This window comes from Staphylococcus sp. GDY8P47P (assembly GCF_016892225.1).
GTDB classification, from domain to species: domain Bacteria; phylum Bacillota; class Bacilli; order Staphylococcales; family Staphylococcaceae; genus Staphylococcus; species Staphylococcus borealis.
In genome coordinates, this window is record NZ_JAFENV010000006.1 from 74,752 (window position 1) to 94,752 (window position 20,001).

Genomic DNA, 20,001 nt, shown 5'->3' on the forward strand with positions numbered 1-20,001 from the left:
ACTCCTTTCGACATTTTACTCTTTTATATTTTACAATAAAATTTATGAAGGATACACAATTTCTTCTACAACACCTATTTCATTAATTGTAGCTAGTTCAGAATGACATGACGCAACTTGTTGTCTCAACGCTCTAACTAATTGCCCACTCTTCTCTTTACGACTCAATGTCAATATTGTAGGCCCTGCACCACTTATCACTGTCGCATAGGCATCGTATTGTTGAGCTAATGCTTTAACCTCTTTAAATTCAGGTATTAAATGCTGACGAAATGGCTCATGAAAGCCATCCTGTGACATCATTTTTCCAGCAAGTTCATAATTATGTTGAATTAATGCACATAGCATCGTGTTACTAATTGCACTACTTTGAACCGCACGCTTATGAGAAAATTGATCAGGTAATACATTACGAGAATCCTCAGTCTTTAATTCATAAGGAGGTATAGTTAAAATGATATCAACGTTTGGTACATCAATATGTGCTACGTTCGTTTCGTTAGTTTCGGGATTATAATAACCTGCTAACAAACCACCATATATTGTAGGTGCTACATTATCGGGGTGACCCTCAATTTCTGTTGCTAATTGAAGTAGTTCGTATTTAGATAGTTGTATATTGCCAAAATAGTTAGCAATATATAATGCACCTACTAACGCTGATGCTGATGATCCTAAACCTCGTGCTAAAGGAATATCACTTCTCATTGTAATACTTAAGCTAGGCAATTGAACATTATATTTTGATGCAACCTGTTGCGCTACTTTATAAACATAATTCTCCTTACTATTAGGAAGTGACGCTAATTCAGAATTCAGATACGTAAATTCCCAATTATCCCCTTCAATTCGTTTCACATAGAGATGCAAATATTTATCTATAGCCATACCTATTGAATCGAAACCAACGCCTAGATTAGCCGTAGACGCTGGAATCTTTAAGTGCAATTGTTCGCTCATTTTACAAAGCCCCTTTTATGTAATCAATAATACTTGATTTATCGTTAGGAAGCGGTTGAATTGGATTATCTAAAATTGAAATAGCAGTGTCAGGATCTTTTAATCCATTACCAGTTAAAATTGCCACTACTTTTTTACCTTTAGGTAGTTGACCTGCACGATGTAATTTAATTAATCCAGCAATTGAAGCATTACTAGCCGGCTCACTAAACACACCTTCTTTAGATGTCATTAATTGATAAGCTTCTAATATCTCTTCATCTGTAACACTATCAATTAATCCTTTAGACTCATCTAACGCTTTAGTAGCTTTAGTCCAACTAGCTGGATTACCAATTCGAATAGCTGTAGCAATTGTTTCAGGGTTTTTAATCACTTTATTTTGTACTATTGGTGAAGCACCTTCTGCTTGAAAACCGAATAATCGCGGTAATTGACTACCTTTTTTCTCATGATATTCTTTAAACCCTTTCCAGTAAGCAGTAATGTTACCAGCATTACCAACTGGAATTGCAAGTATGTCAGGCGCTTGTTCTAATTGCTCAACAATTTCAAATGCACCTGTTTTTTGTCCTTCAATACGATAAGGATTTACAGAATTAACTAGTTCAATCTCTTCGTCATTTTCAGCAATTTCCTTAACTATTTCCAAAGCTTCATCAAAGTTTCCTTCAATTGAAACGATTTCAGCACCGTACATTACAGCTTGTGACAATTTACCAAGTGCAATCTTTCCTTCTGGAATAACCACAATTGCTTTTAGTCCAGCTCTTGCTGCATACGCAGCTGCGGAAGCTGAAGTGTTACCAGTAGATGCACAAATGACGACTTTCTTCCCTTGTTCTTTCGCTTTAGTAACAGCCATAACCATTCCTCTATCTTTGAAAGAACCTGTTGGATTTGCACCTTCATATTTTACATATAAATCAATATCTAACATGTCCGATAAATTCTCACAATGAATCAATGGTGTATGACCTTCATTTAAAGTTAACTTTGGTGTGTCGCTATTAACTGGTAAATATGCTTTAAACTCATCTACTAAACCTTGCCATCTTTTCATAAACATTAAACCCCTTCAACTGGATAAATTTTCTCGATATTAAAATCAGCTTTACTTAAAACGTCTTCCGGTGATTGATCTAGACCAACTATAACTACACCATAAGATTGATCATCGCGCTGTTCAACCTGTAGTGATTTGTGGAATGGTAACGTTTCTTTCAATAATGATTCAAATTTTTCTTTTGATAAATCACTTTTTAGAACGACATAATAATTTAACTTCTCTTGAATGGATACTACATCTTCCGTATCCATCAGTTCTCGTGTTGCATCCGTTTTCAGTTCAAAGTGTGGCGGTAATGTATGTGTATTTGATTCAAAGAATAATGCAACGTTTAATAAGTCACTTACAACGGCACTACCAGTAGCTAGGCTACCTGCGCCTTTCCCATAGAACATTGTGTCACCTACTGCATCTCCTACGACATAAATAGCATTATATTCATCTTCAACTGTAGCTAGTTGGTGGGATTTATGTATTAATGTTGGTTCAACTGATGCGTTCACTTTACTATTTTGATAAGTTCCCTTACCAATTAGTTTGATTTTATAGCCTAATTTATCAGCTACATTGATATCAGATAGCGTTGTTTGGCTGATACCTCGAACCTTAACATCATTTAATTTAATAACTTGGTTAAATGATAAATAAGACGTAATAACAACTTTGCGCGCTGCGTCAATACCTTCTACATCATCAGTTGGGTCTGCTTCAGCAAATCCTAATCGTTGTGCTTCATCAAGCGCTTCTTCAAACGTTGTTTGTTCGCGCGTCATTTTAGAAAGAATGAAGTTAGAAGTACCATTAAGTATTCCCATAAACTTAGAAATATTATTCGCATTCAATCCATTATTAATTGCATTTACAATAGGAATACCGCCAGCAACACTCGCTTCAAACTTCAACGCAAGTCCTTTCTCTTCAGCTAAATCTTCTAATAATTTTAAATGTACTGCTAATAAATCTTTATTTGCAGTGATGACATGTTTCCCGCTCTTTAACGCATCTCTCAACCAATCTACAGTCGGTTCGATACCACCCATAACTTCAATGACAATATCAATGGAATCATCATTTAAAATTTCATTAACATCTTCAGTTAAATGATATCGGCTAATATTAATAGGTCTTTTCTTAGTTTTATCACGTACTAAAATATGTTTAATAACAATATCTTTGTTTAACGTATCAATGATTTGTTGTCGATTTTCTTCAATTATTTTAACTACGCCTGATCCAACTGTTCCTAGACCAAGTAAAGCAATATTTAATTCTTTCATATTTTTTATCTTCCCCCATTTGTATAATTGAGAAATACAATTGTCTTGTTGAAATATACTTTATTTTAGTATACTATTAAACCATATTAAATTGATAGGACTTTTTAGCATAAAATGTAAATACTTAGCTATATATTATCACGTGATATCAGAAAATTAAATAGAATTTTCTGATTTTTTAGAAAGGTTGATTAGGTATATGAAAGTGGCAAAATTCGGCGGTAGTTCAGTTTCAAATGCAACACAAATTAAAAAAGTCCTAGATATCATAAATAGTGACCCAGAACGTAAAATTATCATTGTATCTGCACCAGGAAAGCGACACAAAGATGATGTTAAAACGACAGACCTTCTTGTTCGTTTATACGAAAAAGTGCTAAATAACCTTAATTATCAGGATAAAAAGAAAGAAATTATTCAACGATATGCTGATATCTTACAAGAATTGGATATGGATACGTCGTTATTAACTGTGATTGACGAGACATTAGAAGAGATTATTTCAACTTTAAAAGAAGAACCTTTAAGATTGTATGATGCACTTCTATCTTGTGGCGAAAATTTTAATGCACAATTAATTGCGTCATATAATGATTCACAAGGTTTTAAAACAACTTATCTTTCACCTAAAGATGCAGGTATTCTAGTAACAGATTTACCACAGCAAGCACAAATTTTAGAAGAAGCATATGAACAGATAAGTAAATTAAGAGATATTGAAGGTAAAATTATTATCCCTGGATTCTTTGGTGTATCAAAGAATAACTACGTTGTTACCTTCCCTAGAGGTGGTTCTGACATTACGGGTGCAATTATTGCTAGAGGAATTAGAGCATCTCTTTACGAGAACTTCACTGATGTATCAGGTATTTTCAAAGCGAATCCAAATATTATTCAAAACCCCGATCTTATTGAAGAGATTACCTATCGTGAAATGCGTGAATTGTCTTATGCAGGATTTAGCGTCTTCCATGATGAAGCCTTGCAACCACTTTATAAACATAGAATTCCAGTGGTTATTAAAAATACCAATCGCCCTCAAGATAAAGGAACATTTATTCGTCATGATAGAGATGTAAGTGATAAAAATGTCATTATTGGTATTAGTTGTGATAAAGGATTTACTGTAATTAACATTAAAAAATATTTAATGAACAGACAAGTTGGCTTCACTCGTAAGGTACTTGAAATATTAGAAGACTATAACATTTCATTCGACCATATATTGACAGCATCAGTATCATTCTCCGTACACATCAATTAAAAGGTAAAGAGAAAGATGTACTCAATGCGATTCGTAAACGTTGTGATGTCGATGAATTAAGTATCGAGCATGATCTAGCCATATTAATGATTGTTGGCGAAGGTATGAATAAAGCGATTGGCACAGCGAACACGATCACGCATGCCTTAGCAGAATCCAATATCAATTTAAAAATGATTAACCAAGGGTCATCAGAAATTTCAATGATGTTTGGTATTTCAATTGAAGATGCAGATAAAACTGTTTTGTCTACATATGAATATTGTTATCACGGCGTTTGTTTAAAAAACTTAAATAAGCGAGCATAATTAAAAACATCTAGTATTTAAGTAATCATGTTCATTTACATTTTACTTAAATATTAGATGTTTTTTATGAATGATTATTGGCTAAAGCTTCTTTTATACGTTGCTCACCGACAACTACTTTCAAAATTACAAATTGATAATAGCTTAAAGCGTCTAAAACCATTTTGTAGTTAGGTAATTGATGATAGTTTTGGTTATCTAATAAATCATACATTAATACAATTTCTGGCTTAATATAATCTACGCCCCACGTCAATGAATGAAAGTATATGCTATTCATAGGAATACGAATATTATTATCAAGTCTAAATATCCATTCTTCATTCACCACATCATAAATGAAGATATTTATTAGCAATTGCTGGTTAAACGTAATATCTATGTGCGCAATTTCTGGCACACTTAGTTGATCACGATCCATTAACACATTATTTTTATCATAATAATTTAATTGATATGTGGAAGGAATTACTTTTAGTACTTCGACGAGTTGCTTGCGCTCTACACAAATGTCGACTCTAGAAGGTAGAATAAAATTATCACTTAAAAATAACTGCATTGCGACTTCCCCGTGAAATTTGAATGAAGTACGACATTTATTTTTTAATATTTTAACTAGCTCTTCTACATGTTGTTGATGTTCCATATTACTACCTCCAAAGGAAACGCTTTCATACACTAATTATACATATACTGATTTGAGTTTTCAATTTACGAATTGTGAAGTATCGTTAAAATTGATGTTAAAAAAATGATTGATATGACTAATAATTAGATTATTTTTATTAATTTAACAATTTAACTTAATTTATATTTTGTTGAACTACGCAAATATAATAGATATAATTTATATGTTATTTCATATCACTCACATCTTTAAGATTACAATAAATGAGTGATATAAAATGAAAAATTCGAACATAGGTGATGAATTATGACATTAACAATTATCTTGGTTGTTATCATCGTTATTCTTATTTTAGCGTTCATCTTAAATCAACGATATATGCAAGATAGAGTTGATACAGAAGTTTACGCGAGAAATCAGATGGTAACAAAGAATGCGTCGCTTAGTAATGAAAATTTAGAACTCAAAAATCAAATGCTTAGTTCTAATAATGACGTAAGCTCACATGCTAAACGAAACGCAAAGCACGTTTTAACTGGCATTCTTGATAAGTATAAAGACGAAGGAAAGTTAAAATTCTATGATATTATAACGACAAGTAATTTAGCTACTAAGCATCCTTTCTTCGAATATGCTAGAACGTTTGATTATATCGTCGTTTCAGATGTTGGTTTAATCAATATTGATGTCAAAAACTGGAAACAAAAGACATTTTATCACTTTGATGCACCAGTTGACGATGATATGCAAATCGACACAACTGATGTCAATCAAATTGTTGGTCATTATGTTAGCAAACAATATCATAGTCAGTTCGATTCACCACGAAGTGAGATTTATACTTTCATCGAAAAAATCCAAAGTAACCGTGTCATTTATGAATTTTATGATCATGATCCATATGAACAGGCAGCAATTAATTCTAAAATTCTAAAAGACGGTATTGAAAATCACTTTAACCATAAAGTACAAAGTATCGGTGTCGTTTACTTTAGTGATGGTAGTGTCAATATCATTGAAGGTTCAGATGAAAGAGCTCAATATGTGGATACTGTTTCGACTAAGTCATCTCTTGAAGCGGTAATCAAAAATGCAATTGATTTATCTAAGCATCCGCTTTCTGAAGAACAAGTGACTAAAATTGTAAATAGCTTTAATAATTAATGCATTAAACAAGCGATTGACATTCCATCTTTTTACAGATACACGTGTCAATCGCTTAAATTTTTAACTCCATAAATTCACTTTATCTTTTTTAGCTTGTTGTTCGCCTTGTTCGAATATATGACGATATTTGCCATTTGGTGAGAAGTACTTTTCACGTGCTAATCCTTTTTTTACTAATTCTTCGTTGTACATCGTGTTGTCATTCAACCACACATACGCCAGTGTTCGTCCATAACGATCCTCTTTTTCTTTATCATATTCTAAGTATACATCTTTTCCGTTTAGATGTTGTTTACTATAATTTGACGCTTCTTTACCATAAGGTTGAACTGGTGTGTTAGGTTTTACTGTTTCTGGTGTATCTACTCCTATAAGCCTAACTTTAATTTCTTTGCCGTCTTCATTAGTTGCCACAAAGGTATCACCATCTACCACACGTTCTACATGTACTTTTTCTTTATCTTTTATATTAGTAGAAGTTGATGAAGATTGCGTGCCACTATTTTTAAATGGACCTGTATGATTAATAAATTGAAAAGCTAAAACGCCTATTACTAAAACTGCTAATACTATGATGCTAAGGGATTTTTTCGAATTCACAGTTGTCACCTACACTTTTAATTTCAATAATAAATATCATATATAAATTAAAATTAATCGTCAATGGCTTCTTAATTTTATTGAACAAAGTTAGACTCAATCTTACACGCAATAAGTGAATTGTTGAGTCATACCATGCTATAATAAATGCGTTAGGAGTGACATAGATGTCTGAGAAAAATGAAAATTTAGTGACAGTTATAGCTGTTATTATAGCTATTATTGTCGGTGTGATTCTTCAAATCGTCTATAAATTACCTATTATTGTATCTGTCGTAGTAGCAATATTATTAGGCGTGTTAGTAGGATTTATTGCTTATATTATTCAATCGATCGTACGTAAAAGAAAAAACAAATAATAACAACAATGACAACACTATTATTTTTAAGGCGACGTATCATATTTGAAATGGCTAATTAAATTGAGAAAGCTATTATATTCGTTTTTCTCAACTTTAGTTATCATTTCGAGCATGGCACAACAAAGAATTGCATGAAACATTTTAGAAGTAAAGCTAATTGGGAGCGAGACTATGAATTCAAATTAAATTCTGTCTAACTCCCAAATTTTTTTATATTTAAGGTTAATTTTTAAAATTAGTGGTATGTATAAGAAATACCTTAATTGTATAAAATTAATTATAAAAATGGATGGATTTTCAAGTAGCTACAAAAGCCTCATCATCAAATCAATTAGCGAGGTGTCATTATGGAAATTATAGACGTCATTATAGATCATCACGGTCTAATATATAAAGTTCAAACACAAAATGGCAATGTATTCGAACATACCTTGTCAAAAGACACCCCTCCAGATAAAGTAGCGCAAGTGTTACGTTTATTAGCTACTCATGTCGACAATTTAGAAGAGCAAGAAAAGAATAAGTAATATATTTAAAATGTCGCGCTCAACTTCAACGTACGCGATTATTTGTAAACAAAATGCAGAACATAAAATCATCTGTTTTCGGTTACTGAAGTATAGTAACCTAAACAAAGTTTTATGTTCTGCACTTTTATGCAGTCTATTTGATGAAATTAATCCAATACTATATCCAACCTTTATCGTTCGCTTTTTTCCAAGCATCAAAACGATTCTCCGCTTCGAGCTTATCAATAATGTTAGACATATAATTTCTTACTGTCCCATTTGAAAGATAAAGCTTATCTGCAATTTCTTTATTACTTAACCCTTCTCCAATCTCACGTAGTACTACTTGCTCTTTATGCGTTAGAGGATTGGCCTCTTTAAATAAAGATGTCATTAAAGATGTACTATATTCTTTTTCGCCATTTAAAACTTTGTGAATGGTGGTAACTAAATCGTCGACTGAGCGTTCTTTTAAGACATATGCGTCGACATCATTCGCAACTGCTCTTTCGAAATAACCAGGCCTTTTGAAAGTCGTAACAATAATTACCTTTGTTTTAACTTTGTGTTCTCTTAATTGCGACAATACCTCTAAGCCTGTCATCCCTGGTATTTCAATATCGAGAATAGCGATGTCGGGCTGATTATGCGTAATGCATTCCAATGCATCAACACCATTATCAAAATCATTGATTACTTTTAAATCATCATGAAATTCAATTAATTGTATCATTGCTTTACGTAACATATTTTGATCTTCTGCAATCACGATTGAAATCATTGTATACCTTCTCTCGGAATCATTATATCGATGGTCGTACCCTGTTTAGAAGTGATATGAATAGTACCGTTTAATAACGCTACCCTATCATTAATACTTTTTAAATTCACTTTATTAGGTTGTTTCAAACCTATACCATTATCACTGATGGTGAATTGAATACCTATGTCATTACTTTCTATTTTCCCGTTAATTTCAGTGGCTTGTGCATGCTTAATCACATTGTTAACTGCTTCTCTAAGTATCATAGATAATATGGTTTGTTTAGTTGGATTAAGAGAACTCGCGCCTCTTTTATTTTCAAAATGAAAGTGAATATTCGCATCCTGTAATATTTGCGCTATTGATTGAATTTCCTCTTCAAAACTTTGTACTTTTAAATTTTCGATAATGTGCCTTACTTTCTCCAATGTTTCTTTCGACATTTCATTTATATTTAAAATTTCTTTCTTAGCGGCTTGAGGATCTTTATCAATCAGTTTCGCTGCTAACTCTGATTTCACACTTAAACTTGCAAATACATGACCTAATGTATCATGCAAATCTTGACCGATTCTGTTGCGTTCTTTCTCAGCAATTAAAATATTAATATATTTATTCTTTTCCTCAATTTGTTGACGATATTGTCTTTCTTTCACAATTTTAAAATTACCAAACAATATCGCTAAAATAACAATATAATATATAATAATACTCACAACATATAAGTGATTGGAATGTAAAGTTGTGATGATGATACAAGCAATCATTGAACTTATTAATAAAACAAATTCGATTGATTTAATCCCTTTTTTAAATAAAAATGGTATTGCAAAAGCACTGAAGAAGAAAAATAAGCTCAATGACGGATTGTATGCATATACAAAATAGATAATCGCTAAAAAGTGAATAATGAACAAAATTAAGTTCATTCGGTGGCTCAATGTTTCATGAAATAGAATTAACCCTGCATATGCAATCGTAAAAATGATGACTATACAAAGATTAATGAAAAAGCTTTCATGTCTCCACGTTAAATATAAACCATAATAAGGAAATATTAAGTAAATTAAAGATGAAATTTCTCCCATTTTAGCGCCTAAACTACGTTTCATTTAATCCACCTCTTTCTTCTTATTAATTAATAATGCAATACCTAAAAAAATAATGCTATAAATACCTAAAATAAGGAACGATTGAAGATTAAAGCCGTGACCTTTACCTAGTTCAAGTGCCAAATGACGTAAATGATACGTTGGTGTTAACTTAGTAATGGTTTGCATCCAATCTGGAAACGTACTTACTGGGAACCATAAACCGCCAATAATCGCTAAAACAATATTAAGTAAATTTGCTATACTACTCGCTTTCTGTGTTTCATTAAATTGCGTAATAATTAAACCTAAAGTTAGAAACATGCTAGCACCTAACCATAGTGTTACACCAGATAAGAGCCATTCACTTGGTTTAAGTGATACACCTTTATAGAAATGGGCCACACTATATAAAAGTACAATTGAAATAAAAAATAAAGTCATTGTTTTAAGTATTTTAGCTAAATAATAATTTAGTACAGTGATGGGTGTAGATATTATTTTTTTATACCATCCATTGTTCCTTTCATCTATAATTTCTAATGGAAATTGCATTAAACAGAAGCCCATTAAACTAAATACAGTCATACTATACATATATTCTTTATAAAAAACTTTTTTTGCATCTTCTGGCATATCAATTAAAGATGTAAATAGTAAGTAGAACGCAAGCGGAAAAACAAATGCCATAAATGACGAAAATTTACGTCGCAACAATAATTTATATTCAAAATTGAGTAAAGTCATTGTCTTTAACATAAGCTATTGCACCACACTTTATTCATTTGAAAACATATGTTCCAGTAAAGATTTCTTATAAATTGTAATTTGGTTTAAATCTATTTGGATTTTAATTAAGTTCATAATGACTGACTCAACATTTTCTGAATGTATTTTTAAATTATTATTCATAATATCTATATGGTATATTTCTGAAAGTTGATGATATTGGTCTTCTGTATATTTCATGACTTCAATAATAGAATTATTTTGACTAAACAAGATATTATGCGGTGTATCATTAAGTTTAACCTTACCGTGCTCTAAATATACAACTTTGTCAGCCATCCTTTCGACTTCTTCAATATAATGAGACGTATACAATATGGTCATTCCATCTTGTTTGAGATGACTAATCAAATTCCAAAAATGTTCTCTCGTTTCAATATCCATTGAAGTGGTGGGTTCATCTAATATTAAGAATTGAGGCTTTCCTATTAAAATGAGTACAAAATCTAATATTCTTCTTTGCCCTCCTGATAATTTATTAGCATATTGATTCATTTGGACATCCGAAAAATGCGTTAATCTTTGAAACGTTTCAAATGTCATGGGATTTGGATATAATTGTGCATATAAATGATATAACTCTTTCACTTTAATGAGCTTAGGCAAATGTGTAGTTTGAAATAATATCCCCATATTCTTCGACGAAATTAGGTTTGAGGTATCCTCAATTGATCCACTATTCGCATGTTTATGACCAATTAGTATATCTATTAATGTTGACTTGCCTGCGCCATTCTTCCCGATTAAAGCTGTACATTTTCCTTCTTCGATATTTAAAGTAATGTTATCTAATATAGTCTTCAGGCCAAACGATTTATTCAATTGGTTGATATTTATCATTACGAACTCACATCCTTATCATTTATACATCTATCTTATTCTTTTATCGAAGCTGAAATTAGTTCATAATGTCATGACTTTACTATGACATTTGTCATAGTAAAATGATGACAAAATAGCAAAAAAGATTAAGCAACTCAGTGTCGCTTAATCTCATAAATAACTTAATCCATTAGATTTAATAGAGAAGCAAAATGTCTTCTCCATTTAACCGGCAATGACCGACAAGTAATCTTATTAGATTAGTTTGTGTATGTTCTTATTCTGAATACTATAAAATTGGTGATACTAATTTTGCTATATCTTCTTTTATTTTAATTGAAAGTGAACGTTTATTATATGCGTCTAATGTTAATAATTTAGATTTTTTAATATCTTCTTCATAAGCATTTCTAATTTGTTTGGCGATATTTTCATCATAGATAAATGCATTCACTTCAAAATTTAATGCGAAACTACGATAGTCCATGTTAGCGGAACCAACACTGCATATTTCATCATCAATTATCATAACTTTAGAGTGGATAAAACCATTTTGATACGTATAAATTTTCACACCACTATTTAATAGTTCAGCAGCATTTGAAAACGTCGCCCAATATACGAATGGATGATCTGGTTTACATGGAATCATTAAATGTACATCTACGCCAGCATTCGCTGCCATTTTCAGTGCATTGATATAGGATTGATCTGGAATAAAGTAAGGACTTTGCATATAGATAGATTTTTTGGCGCTCATAATCATTTTAGTATAGCCGTACTCTATTTGATGTAACTCAAAAGCAGGTCCACTTGAAGCAATTTGTATAGCTGATTTACCTTTATGCTGATTCTTTGCAGGGAAATATTTCTCATCATATTCAAATTGTGGTCGATGCGCTTGTGAATTCCAATCTAAAATGAAACGTATTTGTAATGCATCGATGGCATTACCTTCAACACGAATATGCGTATCTCTCCAGTAACCTAACTTACCAAGTCCTAAATAATCATCACCAATATTAAATCCTCCGATGTATCCTACTTGTCCATCAATAATTATAATCTTTCTATGATTCCGGTTATTCATTCTAAAATTGATAAGTGGAAACTTAGAAGCAAAAAAGGCTTCAACTTCGCCACCTAGTGATTGGAAATGATGAAATTTTGACATTCTTACTTTCTTAGAACCCACATCATCATATAATATTTTAACTTCCAAACCTTCTTTAAGTTTTGTTTCTAATGCATCTATTATACGATGACCTAAGCCATCAAGTTCAAATGTATAATATTCTAAATGAATGTAGTCTTTCGCATTATAAATATCTTCAATCACTTTGTCGTAAAGCTTGTGGCCATCCGTAAATAAATCAATATGATTATCTTCTGTTAGAAATGCATCTTGCTTGTTTAATAACATTCTAATAAGATCCCTATGTTTCAATACTTGCTGATTATGAGTTTGATAACGATATGCATCGAATTGTTTAACTTGTTCATCTACTACACCTTTAAATGTATCCAATTCTTTACCATTATTTTTCTCCATTTTCCTTTTTGAAACTGTTCTTCCAAAAAATAAATAGAGTATAAACCCGATTAATGGTAAGACAAATAATACAAAGAGCCATGCCCATGTTGATGATGCACTACGTCTATTTCTTTCTAAAAAAATGATAATAAACGCTAATATTAGATTTATCACAAACCCTAGTGCTAATATAATCGTAAAAAACGTCCCCAAATCTGGGCCGAACATAAATTTCATAATATAATACTCCTATTTAATTCCATAATTTGGATTTATCTATTCAATCAATTTATTACTTGGCATTTAATATTATAATTGCGTTAAGTACTTCTTCATTATTGGGGAATTTACGTTCTTCTACTTTATCAATCGAAATATTCAAAACTTCATATTGGCTACCTTCATCACTTTCAAGAAATATATTAATCTCTTTTTCTAGCTCATCCAAAGTTTTTTCTTGAATTTTTTTAAATTTGATTTTGTTCATTTTATAACACTCCATTTCAACTTATTTGTTTAAATCATAGTCTTTTTACATTTAAATCGCAAATAAATTTAGACTTCACCTTTTTAATTGAAACGCTTACAATTTTATATTTAAAATATTAAATTCACATAAGTGCTAAATTATTGTATACTAAAGTCATTCTATTAAATTTTCAGAATAATTAAACTATTTAGATTGTGGGGTATTATATGATTTCTTTTGAAAATGACTACCTTGAAGGTGCACATGAAAACGTATTACAACGATTACTTGATACCAATTTAATCCAGGCCTCTGGTTATGGTGATGATCAATTTTCAAAGCAAGCAGCAGAAAAAATTAAATCAGCCATTAAGTGTCCAGAAGCGACTGTACGTTTCTTAGTTGGCGGTACACAAACCAATCAAGTTGTGATTAATTCAGTATTAAAGCCGTATGAAGGTGTAATTTCAGCCGACACTGGTCACGTCGCCGTACACGAGGGAGGTGCGATTGAATTTAGTGGTCATAAAGTGTTAGCGATACCATCACATGAAGGTAAAATCAGACCAAAAGAAGTGAATGAATATTTAGATACATTTTACAATGATTTCAAACGTGAACACATGGTCTTTCCTGGAATGGTCTACATTTCACACCCTACAGAATACGGTACTTTATATACTAAAGAGGAATTGAAAAATCTTGCTGACGTGTGTAAAGAACATAATGTACCTTTATTTATGGATGGTGCGCGTTTAGGCTATGGTTTAATGAGTGATCAAAGTGATATAAAATTTGAAGATATTGCTAAATATTGCGACATCTTTTATATAGGTGGTACTAAAATAGGTGCGCTATGTGGTGAAGCCATCGTATTTACTAAAAATAATGAGCCAAAACACTTTACCACTCGAATCAAACAACATGGTGCATTACTTGCTAAAGGTCGCTTAGTAGGCGTACAATTTCTAGAATTATTCACTAATAATTTATACTTAGATATTAGCCGCCATGCCATCAATATGGCTAATAAAATGAAAAAAGGATTCCTTGAAAAAGGCTATCAACTCTACTTCGATTCACCTACCAATCAACAATTCTTCGTGCTTAGTGAAGAAAAGATTAATGCGTTGAAACAAAAAGTGAAGTTCGCGATTTGGGAGAAATATGACGATAATCATCGTGTTGTTAGATTTGCGACAAGTTGGGCTACTACCGAAGAAAATGTAGATAAGTTATTAGAGTTAATTTGATAATAGAGAAACAGGACTTCCTAAAAGGAAATCCTGTTTTTAATGAAATTTATAATAAATACCGGCTATAATTACAATTAATCCAAAGAGTGCTATAATTTTTTCTTTTTTAGATGGTTCTCGTTTTTCTATAGTGACTTTAATATTAAATTCCACTTTTTATTCTCCTTATAAAAGTTTAAGCAATCATGTTAATCTCATTCACTACCACGTTAACATTGAATTTTAAGTGGGAGCGGGACAGAATTCTTTTGAATTCGTCGTCCCACCTCCGCAAGGATGACTAGAACTGAGAAAAGCTTTGTTAAAGCGCCTTCTCAGTTCAGTCAGCTACTGCGAATTTGCAAAATAGCTTCATTATATTATTTTTGTCCCGGACTCTTGTTTTATTATATTAGTCACCTATAGTTTAGAGTACTGCCCTTTATCATACGCTTATTCTATTAATAACTTTTTGATAAGCTTCAAGCACTTGTGGATAAAGATAAATTACTCTAGATCCAACCCGGCGAGTTACTTCGACAATTTCAGGTTCACAGACTATTTTATTTTGAAGCGTTGATTTACTTAATCCAGTTAAAGTTACTAAATCTTTAATTCCTACTGAAGCATATTGTCTCTTATAATTTTGCAATATATTATCTAGGTTCTCTTCAATCAATTTATGCATAAAATCTTCGTCAATATGGATTGTTATATTACTCATACTGTTCACTCCATCTATTTTAAATTACTCATTGTTTTAAGTTAATTTATTAAGCTGGTTATTAAAGTCAGTAATACTAATATAAATATACCTATAGTTAAATATAGAGATATTTGCTCCCTGTTGAATTTCATGTTGTTAAACACTCCTTTTATTTCTTAAAAAAATTAACCATAGCTAACAATAAAGTAACTACATTAATATAAAAAGTTAACTTTCTTCTCATATCTCTACTCATAAAATTCATCTCCTTATAAATTATTAACTATTTCATACGTCTTACTTGAGTCGATAGTTCTCAGACTTCGAGACCAACTTTTTTATTTAATTATATTATATTAATTTTATAATATAATTAAATAAGTGTAATTTGAATTTTATTGCAAGATATTGAAGCACATTTTAGTTCAGCAATTAAATTAGGTTTTTTACAATGTCTATGGTTTGATCATCAAAATTTTCTCCACTTGATTCACAAAGCAATGAACGTGTTTCATTTCTTATTTGAGATACTTCTTCTTGGGAAAATGTTTTCTCATTTTGTTGTACTTGTTCATCATTATTTTCTAAATTCTCATTGCTTTTGTTTCTTAAATAATATTACTTTGGTTGTTTTCCATGAGATACACCTCCGTTTATAGTCTGTCGACTTTTCATTCCATACTTGTTTTTATAACATCATCAGCACGTTTTGGACATAAAAAAAACCTTCCGTAAAAGGTTAAAAAAATGTATAAAAATAGCACCACTTTCTATTTATATTGGTAGAAAGGATGCTATTTTCAATACCATGCAACTAAATATTCACTTGGAAATTCATTTATGCTTATAAAATATCTAATTGCTTGAAATGCTTTGTTTCTATATATCATATAATCATTTTTTATTTCATCTTTAGATAATATAAAATCAATAACCTCTGAATTGTTTTTATTCAAAGTTACTATTCCCTTCCCCTTTTTTAAATCATCTTGTGGCAAATATTCATAACTAATTATTCGCTCATCTTCATTTATTTTATTAAGTATCAACATAGGTTTTACCTCATTTACTAATAAAACTTGCATAATCATACTTTTTCCCAACATAATTATGTGCTTTTGTATATGAATAATTTTACTTATTCATCAAATAGTGTTCAAGAGCTTCATGACGTAATAATATTAAATCCTGCTCTTTTATATTCTTTCCTTCCCTTAAACGTTGCCAACTTAAAGCTATATTAAAGTCCGGGAAAAATTTATCTCTTTTATTTCCTAATTCATACACGTTTTCAAATAAATGTTCATAAACTCTTTCTATTAATTTTTGATTATATCCAGTATTATTTGATATTACTTCAATTTCTCTTTTTTTATTTCTATTTAACACTGACTTATAATAATTTATTGCATGCTGATCTCTTTTTGAATGATAAGGGTCATTGATGTCGTTTAAGGCTCCTGTATTTCGTATTAAACTCTGTTTATCTTCTATCTTATGCTTATCTTTACGCTCAGTAAAGAATTTATCCCACCAGTTTTCCACATGTGGTACTGTAGTACTTCTGCACCAAGGGACATTGGTGGAGCATTTATGCCAGGTATTATATCTTTAACTTTAAATACTTTGCCATTTAAAGAGTGACATATTTTAGATGTTTTTTTGTCTATTTTGGCCACATATTTATATTCGCCATCTTCACCTAATTCTTTTAGATAAGTTAGCTTCTGTGATTCAGCCTGCACACGTGCTGATTCAGTAAGTTAGTAAATGATTCAACATTTTTCTTTGTTGTTTCAGCATCAGAGTTCACTAATGCATTAATGATTTGATCATCAAAATTTTCTACACCTGATTCACTAAGCATTGAACGCGTTTCATTTCTCATTTGAGATAATGCCTTTTCAGCTTTTAATGCTTCATTCTCTTTCAAAAGTTTTTCTATCTCATATTGGCTTTTTTGGTCTTTATTCATCTTGGCCAGTTTTTCAGCTTCTTGACTAGCGTCTTTAATACGCTCATCAGATTTTCTTCTTTCTCTAGCTAGACGGTCTTTATTCATTTGAGATACTTCTTCTTGGGAAAATGTTTTCTCATTTTGTTGGGCTTGTTCATTAGGTGTTTCTAATTTCTCATTGCTTTTTGCTTCTTCAGTAATATTACTTTGGTTGTTTTCCATGAGATACACCTCCGTTTATAGTCTGTCGACTTTTCATTCCATACTTGCTTTATAACGTCATCAGCACGTTTTGGACATAAAAAATAACCTTCCTTAGAAGGTTAAAAAAGTGCATGAAAATAGCACCACTTTCTATTTATATAAGTAGAAAGGATGCTAAATTAATACCAAGCTATTTTATAATTAGTAGGAAAATCATCTTCTTTAATAAAATCTTTAATAGCTATAAAAGCTTTATTACGATAATTTAAGCTATTAAATTTTAATTCTAAGTTAGATAATTTAAAACTTTCAACTTTACTATTAGTTTTTTTTACAACAATTTCACCTGTTCCATTTTCAATCAAGCATTCTGGAATATATTCGTATTTTATAAAATCTTTGTTTTCAAAAACTTTATGTAGACTTAACATTTTAAGACTCCTTTTTATAAATGTTTCATAGTTATATTTGGAGTTAACTTTATAATGAGTAATATCGTAACTATAATTGTACTTGTTCGTCAAGTAATGTTCAAGAGCCTCATGGTGCAATAGTATTATATCTTGTTCTTTTAAAATCACATTTTCTTCTGCTACCATATTTTTAACCTCCATTTAGTTAAGAAAATAAATTTATATTTTGTGCAATTGCCTTTTGCCTTTGTACATCGTCTTTAATTGACAAATTATCTTGCTTTGTCATACCAGTTGTTTGAGTATTAATTGGTGCATTTTATCGTAATGCTTTCTCAACGTTACTTTAAACCATTTGATTCAGTAAGTTAGTAAATGATTCAACATTTTTCTTTGTTGTTTCAGCATCAGAGTTCACTAATACATTAATGATTTGATCATCAAAATTTTCTACACCCGATTCACTAAGCATTGTACGCGTATCATTTCTCATTTGAGATAATGCCTTTTCAGCTTTTAATGCTTCATTCTCTTTCAAAAGTTTTTCTATCTCATATTGACTTTTTTCTCTTTATTCATCTTGGCCAGTTTTTCAGCTTTTTGAATGGGAGTGAGACAGAATTCTTTTAAATTCGTCGTAACCCCAACTTGCTTAGCTTGTAAAATCACTTTCGTGATTTTTTGTGTTGGGGCCCCGCCCACCTCCGCAATGATGACTAGAACTGAGAAAAGCTTGATTTAAGCGCCTTCTCAGTTCAGTCAGCTACTGCGAATTTGCTAGATAGCATTATTATATTATTTATGTCCCAGACTGCATCAGATTTTCTTCTTTCTCTAGCTAGACGGTCTTTAATTATTTGAGATACTTCTTCTTGGGAATATGTTTTCTCATTATGTTGGGCTTGTTCATTAGGTGTTTCTAAATTCTCATTGCTTTTTACTTCTTCAGTAATATTACTTTGATTGTCTTCCACGAGATATACCTCCGTTTTTAGTCTGTCGACTTTACATTCCATACTTGCTTTTATAACGTCATCAGCACGTTTTGGACATAAAAAATAACCTTCCTTAGAAGGTTAAAAAAGTGTATAAAAATAGCACCACTTTCTATTTATATGGGTGGAAAGGATGCTACTAATTTTTTTCTTTTAATTTAATATCATTTTCAATATCTTTTATTATTTCATCAACTGTTCCTTGTCCATCAAGTTGGTATACTACCATAAATTACCACTACCTTTTGCTTAAGATGCCTAAATTATATATATTTTTTTAAAAAATATCAATATCTCTCTTTTCTAATTTAACCTCTTCCATATTTAAGAATGTTTCCTTAAAAATTTTAAAGATTTTTATTTTAGAGTAACCATTACTTTTAGATAGACATTTTATTTGTCCGCCATTAGGCACTATAGTCATGGTTTTAATAGAATCGAATTTTATAAACATAGTTAAATCATGCAAAGAAAAACCTGACTGGCCTGGATGATTATGTAACATAGTTATTGAACTAGGTTTACTATTAATCAATAATTCTGTTGACTTTTCACCTGGCAAAAATGAAACACTATTTTCATTGCCAAATACTTTTATAACTTTGCCATCTTTTAATAAATATGCAACTTCATTGCTATCATTGTTTTCTTCGGCATCTTTTAGAAGTGCTTTATGTTGTTCTTGTATAAATTTATTATCTTCTTTTGTATGTGTAGGAATATCAATATACCTTACTTTATCAATTGCTTGATTAGTAATATTACTTTGGTTGTTTTCCATGAGATATACCTCCGTTTATAGTCTGTCGACTTTTCATTCAATACTTGCTTTTATATCGTCATCAGCACGTTTTGGACATGTTGAGTTGTCAATTTAAG

The 20,001-nt window shown here is 30.9% G+C and carries 23 protein-coding genes and 4 pseudogenes; 5 read left to right on the forward strand and 22 right to left on the reverse strand.

Annotated features, from left to right (window positions below):
- Positions 1–42: 42 nt before the first annotated feature.
- The 3 genes from thrB to JVV30_RS01915 are packed head-to-tail and all read right to left on the reverse strand — an operon-like array spanning position 43 to position 3,306.
- Positions 43–960: a homoserine kinase gene (gene thrB, locus JVV30_RS01905; RefSeq protein WP_070855568.1), complete on the reverse strand. Its 918-nt coding sequence runs from the start codon at positions 958–960 to the stop codon at positions 43–45.
- 1 nt (position 961) lies between these two features.
- Entirely contained in the window at positions 962–2,023 is a 1,062-nt protein-coding gene (gene thrC / locus JVV30_RS01910) for a threonine synthase (RefSeq protein WP_053029386.1), read from the reverse strand.
- Between the two features lie 5 nt (positions 2,024–2,028).
- Positions 2,029–3,306, reverse strand: a complete 1,278-nt coding sequence (locus tag JVV30_RS01915) for a homoserine dehydrogenase (protein ID WP_053029385.1) — start codon at positions 3,304–3,306, stop codon at positions 2,029–2,031.
- A gap of 199 nt (positions 3,307–3,505) precedes the next feature.
- Between JVV30_RS01915 and JVV30_RS01920 the strand changes: the two are divergent.
- Positions 3,506–4,878, forward strand: a pseudogene (locus JVV30_RS01920) (aspartate kinase).
- A 64-nt stretch (positions 4,879–4,942) separates the two neighbouring features.
- Here JVV30_RS01920 and JVV30_RS01925 read toward each other — a convergent pair.
- Positions 4,943–5,524 carry a hypothetical protein gene (locus tag JVV30_RS01925; RefSeq protein WP_070855567.1) on the reverse strand — a complete coding sequence of 194 codons (582 nt, stop codon included), beginning with the start codon at positions 5,522–5,524 and terminating at the stop codon, positions 4,943–4,945.
- 288 nt (positions 5,525–5,812) lie between these two features.
- Between JVV30_RS01925 and JVV30_RS01930 the strand changes: the two genes are divergently transcribed.
- Complete coding sequence (locus tag JVV30_RS01930) at positions 5,813–6,670, forward strand: hypothetical protein (protein WP_070855566.1); 858 nt, start codon at positions 5,813–5,815, stop codon at positions 6,668–6,670.
- A 63-nt stretch (positions 6,671–6,733) separates the two neighbouring features.
- On the opposite strand, the gene nucI is transcribed toward JVV30_RS01930, so the two are convergent.
- The gene (gene nucI / locus JVV30_RS01935; RefSeq protein WP_053029381.1) at positions 6,734–7,273 is read right to left on the reverse strand and encodes a thermonuclease NucI; all 540 of its coding nucleotides are present in this window, start codon (positions 7,271–7,273) and stop codon (positions 6,734–6,736) included.
- Positions 7,274–7,440: 167 nt separating this feature from the next.
- On the opposite strand from nucI, the gene JVV30_RS01940 reads away from it, so the two are divergent.
- Both JVV30_RS01940 and JVV30_RS01945 read left to right on the forward strand, forming a co-directional pair.
- The gene (locus JVV30_RS01940; RefSeq protein ID WP_053029380.1) at positions 7,441–7,632 is read left to right on the forward strand and encodes a hypothetical protein; all 192 of its coding nucleotides are present in this window, start codon (positions 7,441–7,443) and stop codon (positions 7,630–7,632) included.
- A gap of 350 nt (positions 7,633–7,982) precedes the next feature.
- Positions 7,983–8,162, forward strand: coding sequence for a hypothetical protein (locus tag JVV30_RS01945; protein WP_053029379.1), 180 nt, complete (start codon positions 7,983–7,985; stop codon positions 8,160–8,162).
- Positions 8,163–8,322: 160 nt separating this feature from the next.
- Here JVV30_RS01945 and JVV30_RS01950 read toward each other — a convergent pair whose 3' ends face one another.
- The 6 genes from JVV30_RS01950 to JVV30_RS01975 form a co-directional block, all read right to left on the reverse strand.
- On the reverse strand, positions 8,323–8,925 hold the full coding sequence (locus JVV30_RS01950; RefSeq protein WP_053029378.1) for a response regulator transcription factor: 603 nt from the start codon (positions 8,923–8,925) through the stop codon (positions 8,323–8,325).
- Complete coding sequence (locus tag JVV30_RS01955) at positions 8,922–10,019, reverse strand: sensor histidine kinase (protein ID WP_070855565.1); 1,098 nt, start codon at positions 10,017–10,019, stop codon at positions 8,922–8,924. The genes JVV30_RS01950 and JVV30_RS01955 overlap by 4 nt, the downstream gene beginning before the upstream one ends.
- Positions 10,020–10,757, reverse strand: coding sequence for an ABC transporter permease (locus JVV30_RS01960; RefSeq protein WP_070855564.1), 738 nt, complete (start codon positions 10,755–10,757; stop codon positions 10,020–10,022).
- Positions 10,758–10,775: 18 nt separating this feature from the next.
- The gene (locus tag JVV30_RS01965) at positions 10,776–11,627 is read right to left on the reverse strand and encodes an ABC transporter ATP-binding protein (protein WP_204193228.1); all 852 of its coding nucleotides are present in this window, start codon (positions 11,625–11,627) and stop codon (positions 10,776–10,778) included.
- 271 nt (positions 11,628–11,898) lie between these two features.
- Positions 11,899–13,380 (reverse strand): cardiolipin synthase, encoded by a 1,482-nt coding sequence (gene cls / locus JVV30_RS01970; RefSeq protein ID WP_204193230.1) that lies wholly within the window; start codon positions 13,378–13,380, stop codon positions 11,899–11,901.
- A gap of 55 nt (positions 13,381–13,435) precedes the next feature.
- Positions 13,436–13,630: a hypothetical protein gene (locus JVV30_RS01975; RefSeq protein ID WP_070855561.1), complete on the reverse strand. Its 195-nt coding sequence runs from the start codon at positions 13,628–13,630 to the stop codon at positions 13,436–13,438.
- A 209-nt stretch (positions 13,631–13,839) separates the two neighbouring features.
- Between JVV30_RS01975 and JVV30_RS01980 the strand changes: the two genes are divergently transcribed.
- Positions 13,840–14,865 (forward strand): threonine aldolase family protein, encoded by a 1,026-nt coding sequence (locus JVV30_RS01980; RefSeq protein ID WP_070855560.1) that lies wholly within the window; start codon positions 13,840–13,842, stop codon positions 14,863–14,865.
- Positions 14,866–15,292: 427 nt separating this feature from the next.
- Here JVV30_RS01980 and JVV30_RS01985 read toward each other — a convergent pair whose 3' ends face one another.
- The 11 genes and pseudogenes from JVV30_RS01985 to JVV30_RS13525 form a co-directional block, all read right to left on the reverse strand.
- Positions 15,293–15,571 (reverse strand): hypothetical protein, encoded by a 279-nt coding sequence (locus JVV30_RS01985; protein WP_070855559.1) that lies wholly within the window; start codon positions 15,569–15,571, stop codon positions 15,293–15,295.
- Between the two features lie 574 nt (positions 15,572–16,145).
- Positions 16,146–16,302, reverse strand: a pseudogene (locus tag JVV30_RS13160) (hypothetical protein).
- 51 nt (positions 16,303–16,353) lie between these two features.
- Positions 16,354–16,638, reverse strand: a complete 285-nt coding sequence (locus JVV30_RS01990) for a hypothetical protein (protein ID WP_481906314.1) — start codon at positions 16,636–16,638, stop codon at positions 16,354–16,356.
- A gap of 49 nt (positions 16,639–16,687) precedes the next feature.
- Positions 16,688–17,047, reverse strand: coding sequence for a phage head morphogenesis protein (locus JVV30_RS13455; RefSeq protein ID WP_343283845.1), 360 nt, complete (start codon positions 17,045–17,047; stop codon positions 16,688–16,690).
- Positions 17,033–17,316: pseudogene (locus tag JVV30_RS13460) on the reverse strand (minor capsid protein); the annotation flags it as partial. The gene JVV30_RS13455 and the pseudogene JVV30_RS13460, both read right to left, overlap by 15 nt.
- Positions 17,274–17,732, reverse strand: a complete 459-nt coding sequence (locus JVV30_RS02005) for a DUF4355 domain-containing protein (RefSeq protein WP_204193235.1) — start codon at positions 17,730–17,732, stop codon at positions 17,274–17,276. The gene JVV30_RS02005 and the pseudogene JVV30_RS13460, both read right to left, overlap by 43 nt.
- Positions 17,733–17,893: 161 nt before the next feature.
- The gene (locus JVV30_RS13165; protein WP_239469289.1) at positions 17,894–18,313 is read right to left on the reverse strand and encodes a hypothetical protein; all 420 of its coding nucleotides are present in this window, start codon (positions 18,311–18,313) and stop codon (positions 17,894–17,896) included.
- Positions 18,314–18,473: 160 nt separating this feature from the next.
- Positions 18,474–18,665: a capsid assembly scaffolding protein Gp46 family protein gene (locus JVV30_RS13170; protein WP_239469290.1), complete on the reverse strand. Its 192-nt coding sequence runs from the start codon at positions 18,663–18,665 to the stop codon at positions 18,474–18,476.
- Between the two features lie 217 nt (positions 18,666–18,882).
- Positions 18,883–19,101, reverse strand: coding sequence for a hypothetical protein (locus JVV30_RS02020; RefSeq protein WP_204193237.1), 219 nt, complete (start codon positions 19,099–19,101; stop codon positions 18,883–18,885).
- Positions 19,102–19,399: 298 nt separating this feature from the next.
- Positions 19,400–19,903, reverse strand: coding sequence for a head morphogenesis protein (locus JVV30_RS02025; RefSeq protein WP_239469291.1), 504 nt, complete (start codon positions 19,901–19,903; stop codon positions 19,400–19,402).
- Positions 19,855–19,996: pseudogene (locus tag JVV30_RS13525) on the reverse strand (hypothetical protein). Before JVV30_RS13525 ends, JVV30_RS02025 begins: the two are co-directional and overlap by 49 nt.
- Positions 19,997–20,001 lie beyond the last annotated feature (5 nt).

Coding starts and splice junctions, on each gene's coding strand:
- thrB (WP_070855568.1), bottom strand. CDS start 960: ATGAGCGAACAATTGCACTTAAAGATTCCAGCGTCTACGGCTAATCTA.
- thrC (WP_053029386.1), bottom strand. CDS start 2,023: ATGAAAAGATGGCAAGGTTTAGTAGATGAGTTTAAAGCATATTTACCA.
- JVV30_RS01915 (WP_053029385.1), bottom strand. CDS start 3,306: ATGAAAGAATTAAATATTGCTTTACTTGGTCTAGGAACAGTTGGATCA.
- JVV30_RS01925 (WP_070855567.1), bottom strand. CDS start 5,524: ATGGAACATCAACAACATGTAGAAGAGCTAGTTAAAATATTAAAAAAT.
- JVV30_RS01930 (WP_070855566.1), top strand. CDS start 5,813: ATGACATTAACAATTATCTTGGTTGTTATCATCGTTATTCTTATTTTA.
- JVV30_RS01940 (WP_053029380.1), top strand. CDS start 7,441: ATGTCTGAGAAAAATGAAAATTTAGTGACAGTTATAGCTGTTATTATA.
- JVV30_RS01945 (WP_053029379.1), top strand. CDS start 7,983: ATGGAAATTATAGACGTCATTATAGATCATCACGGTCTAATATATAAA.
- JVV30_RS01950 (WP_053029378.1), bottom strand. CDS start 8,925: ATGATTTCAATCGTGATTGCAGAAGATCAAAATATGTTACGTAAAGCA.
- JVV30_RS01955 (WP_070855565.1), bottom strand. CDS start 10,019: ATGAAACGTAGTTTAGGCGCTAAAATGGGAGAAATTTCATCTTTAATT.
- JVV30_RS01960 (WP_070855564.1), bottom strand. CDS start 10,757: ATGTTAAAGACAATGACTTTACTCAATTTTGAATATAAATTATTGTTG.
- JVV30_RS01965 (WP_204193228.1), bottom strand. CDS start 11,627: ATGATAAATATCAACCAATTGAATAAATCGTTTGGCCTGAAGACTATA.
- cls (WP_204193230.1), bottom strand. CDS start 13,380: ATGAAATTTATGTTCGGCCCAGATTTGGGGACGTTTTTTACGATTATA.
- JVV30_RS01975 (WP_070855561.1), bottom strand. CDS start 13,630: ATGAACAAAATCAAATTTAAAAAAATTCAAGAAAAAACTTTGGATGAG.
- JVV30_RS01980 (WP_070855560.1), top strand. CDS start 13,840: ATGATTTCTTTTGAAAATGACTACCTTGAAGGTGCACATGAAAACGTA.
- JVV30_RS01985 (WP_070855559.1), bottom strand. CDS start 15,571: ATGAGTAATATAACAATCCATATTGACGAAGATTTTATGCATAAATTG.
- JVV30_RS01990 (WP_481906314.1), bottom strand. CDS start 16,638: ATGCAAGTTTTATTAGTAAATGAGGTAAAACCTATGTTGATACTTAAT.
- JVV30_RS02005 (WP_204193235.1), bottom strand. CDS start 17,732: ATGGAAAACAACCAAAGTAATATTACTGAAGAAGCAAAAAGCAATGAG.
- JVV30_RS13165 (WP_239469289.1), bottom strand. CDS start 18,313: ATGGTAGCAGAAGAAAATGTGATTTTAAAAGAACAAGATATAATACTA.
- JVV30_RS02025 (WP_239469291.1), bottom strand. CDS start 19,903: ATGGAAAACAACCAAAGTAATATTACTAATCAAGCAATTGATAAAGTA.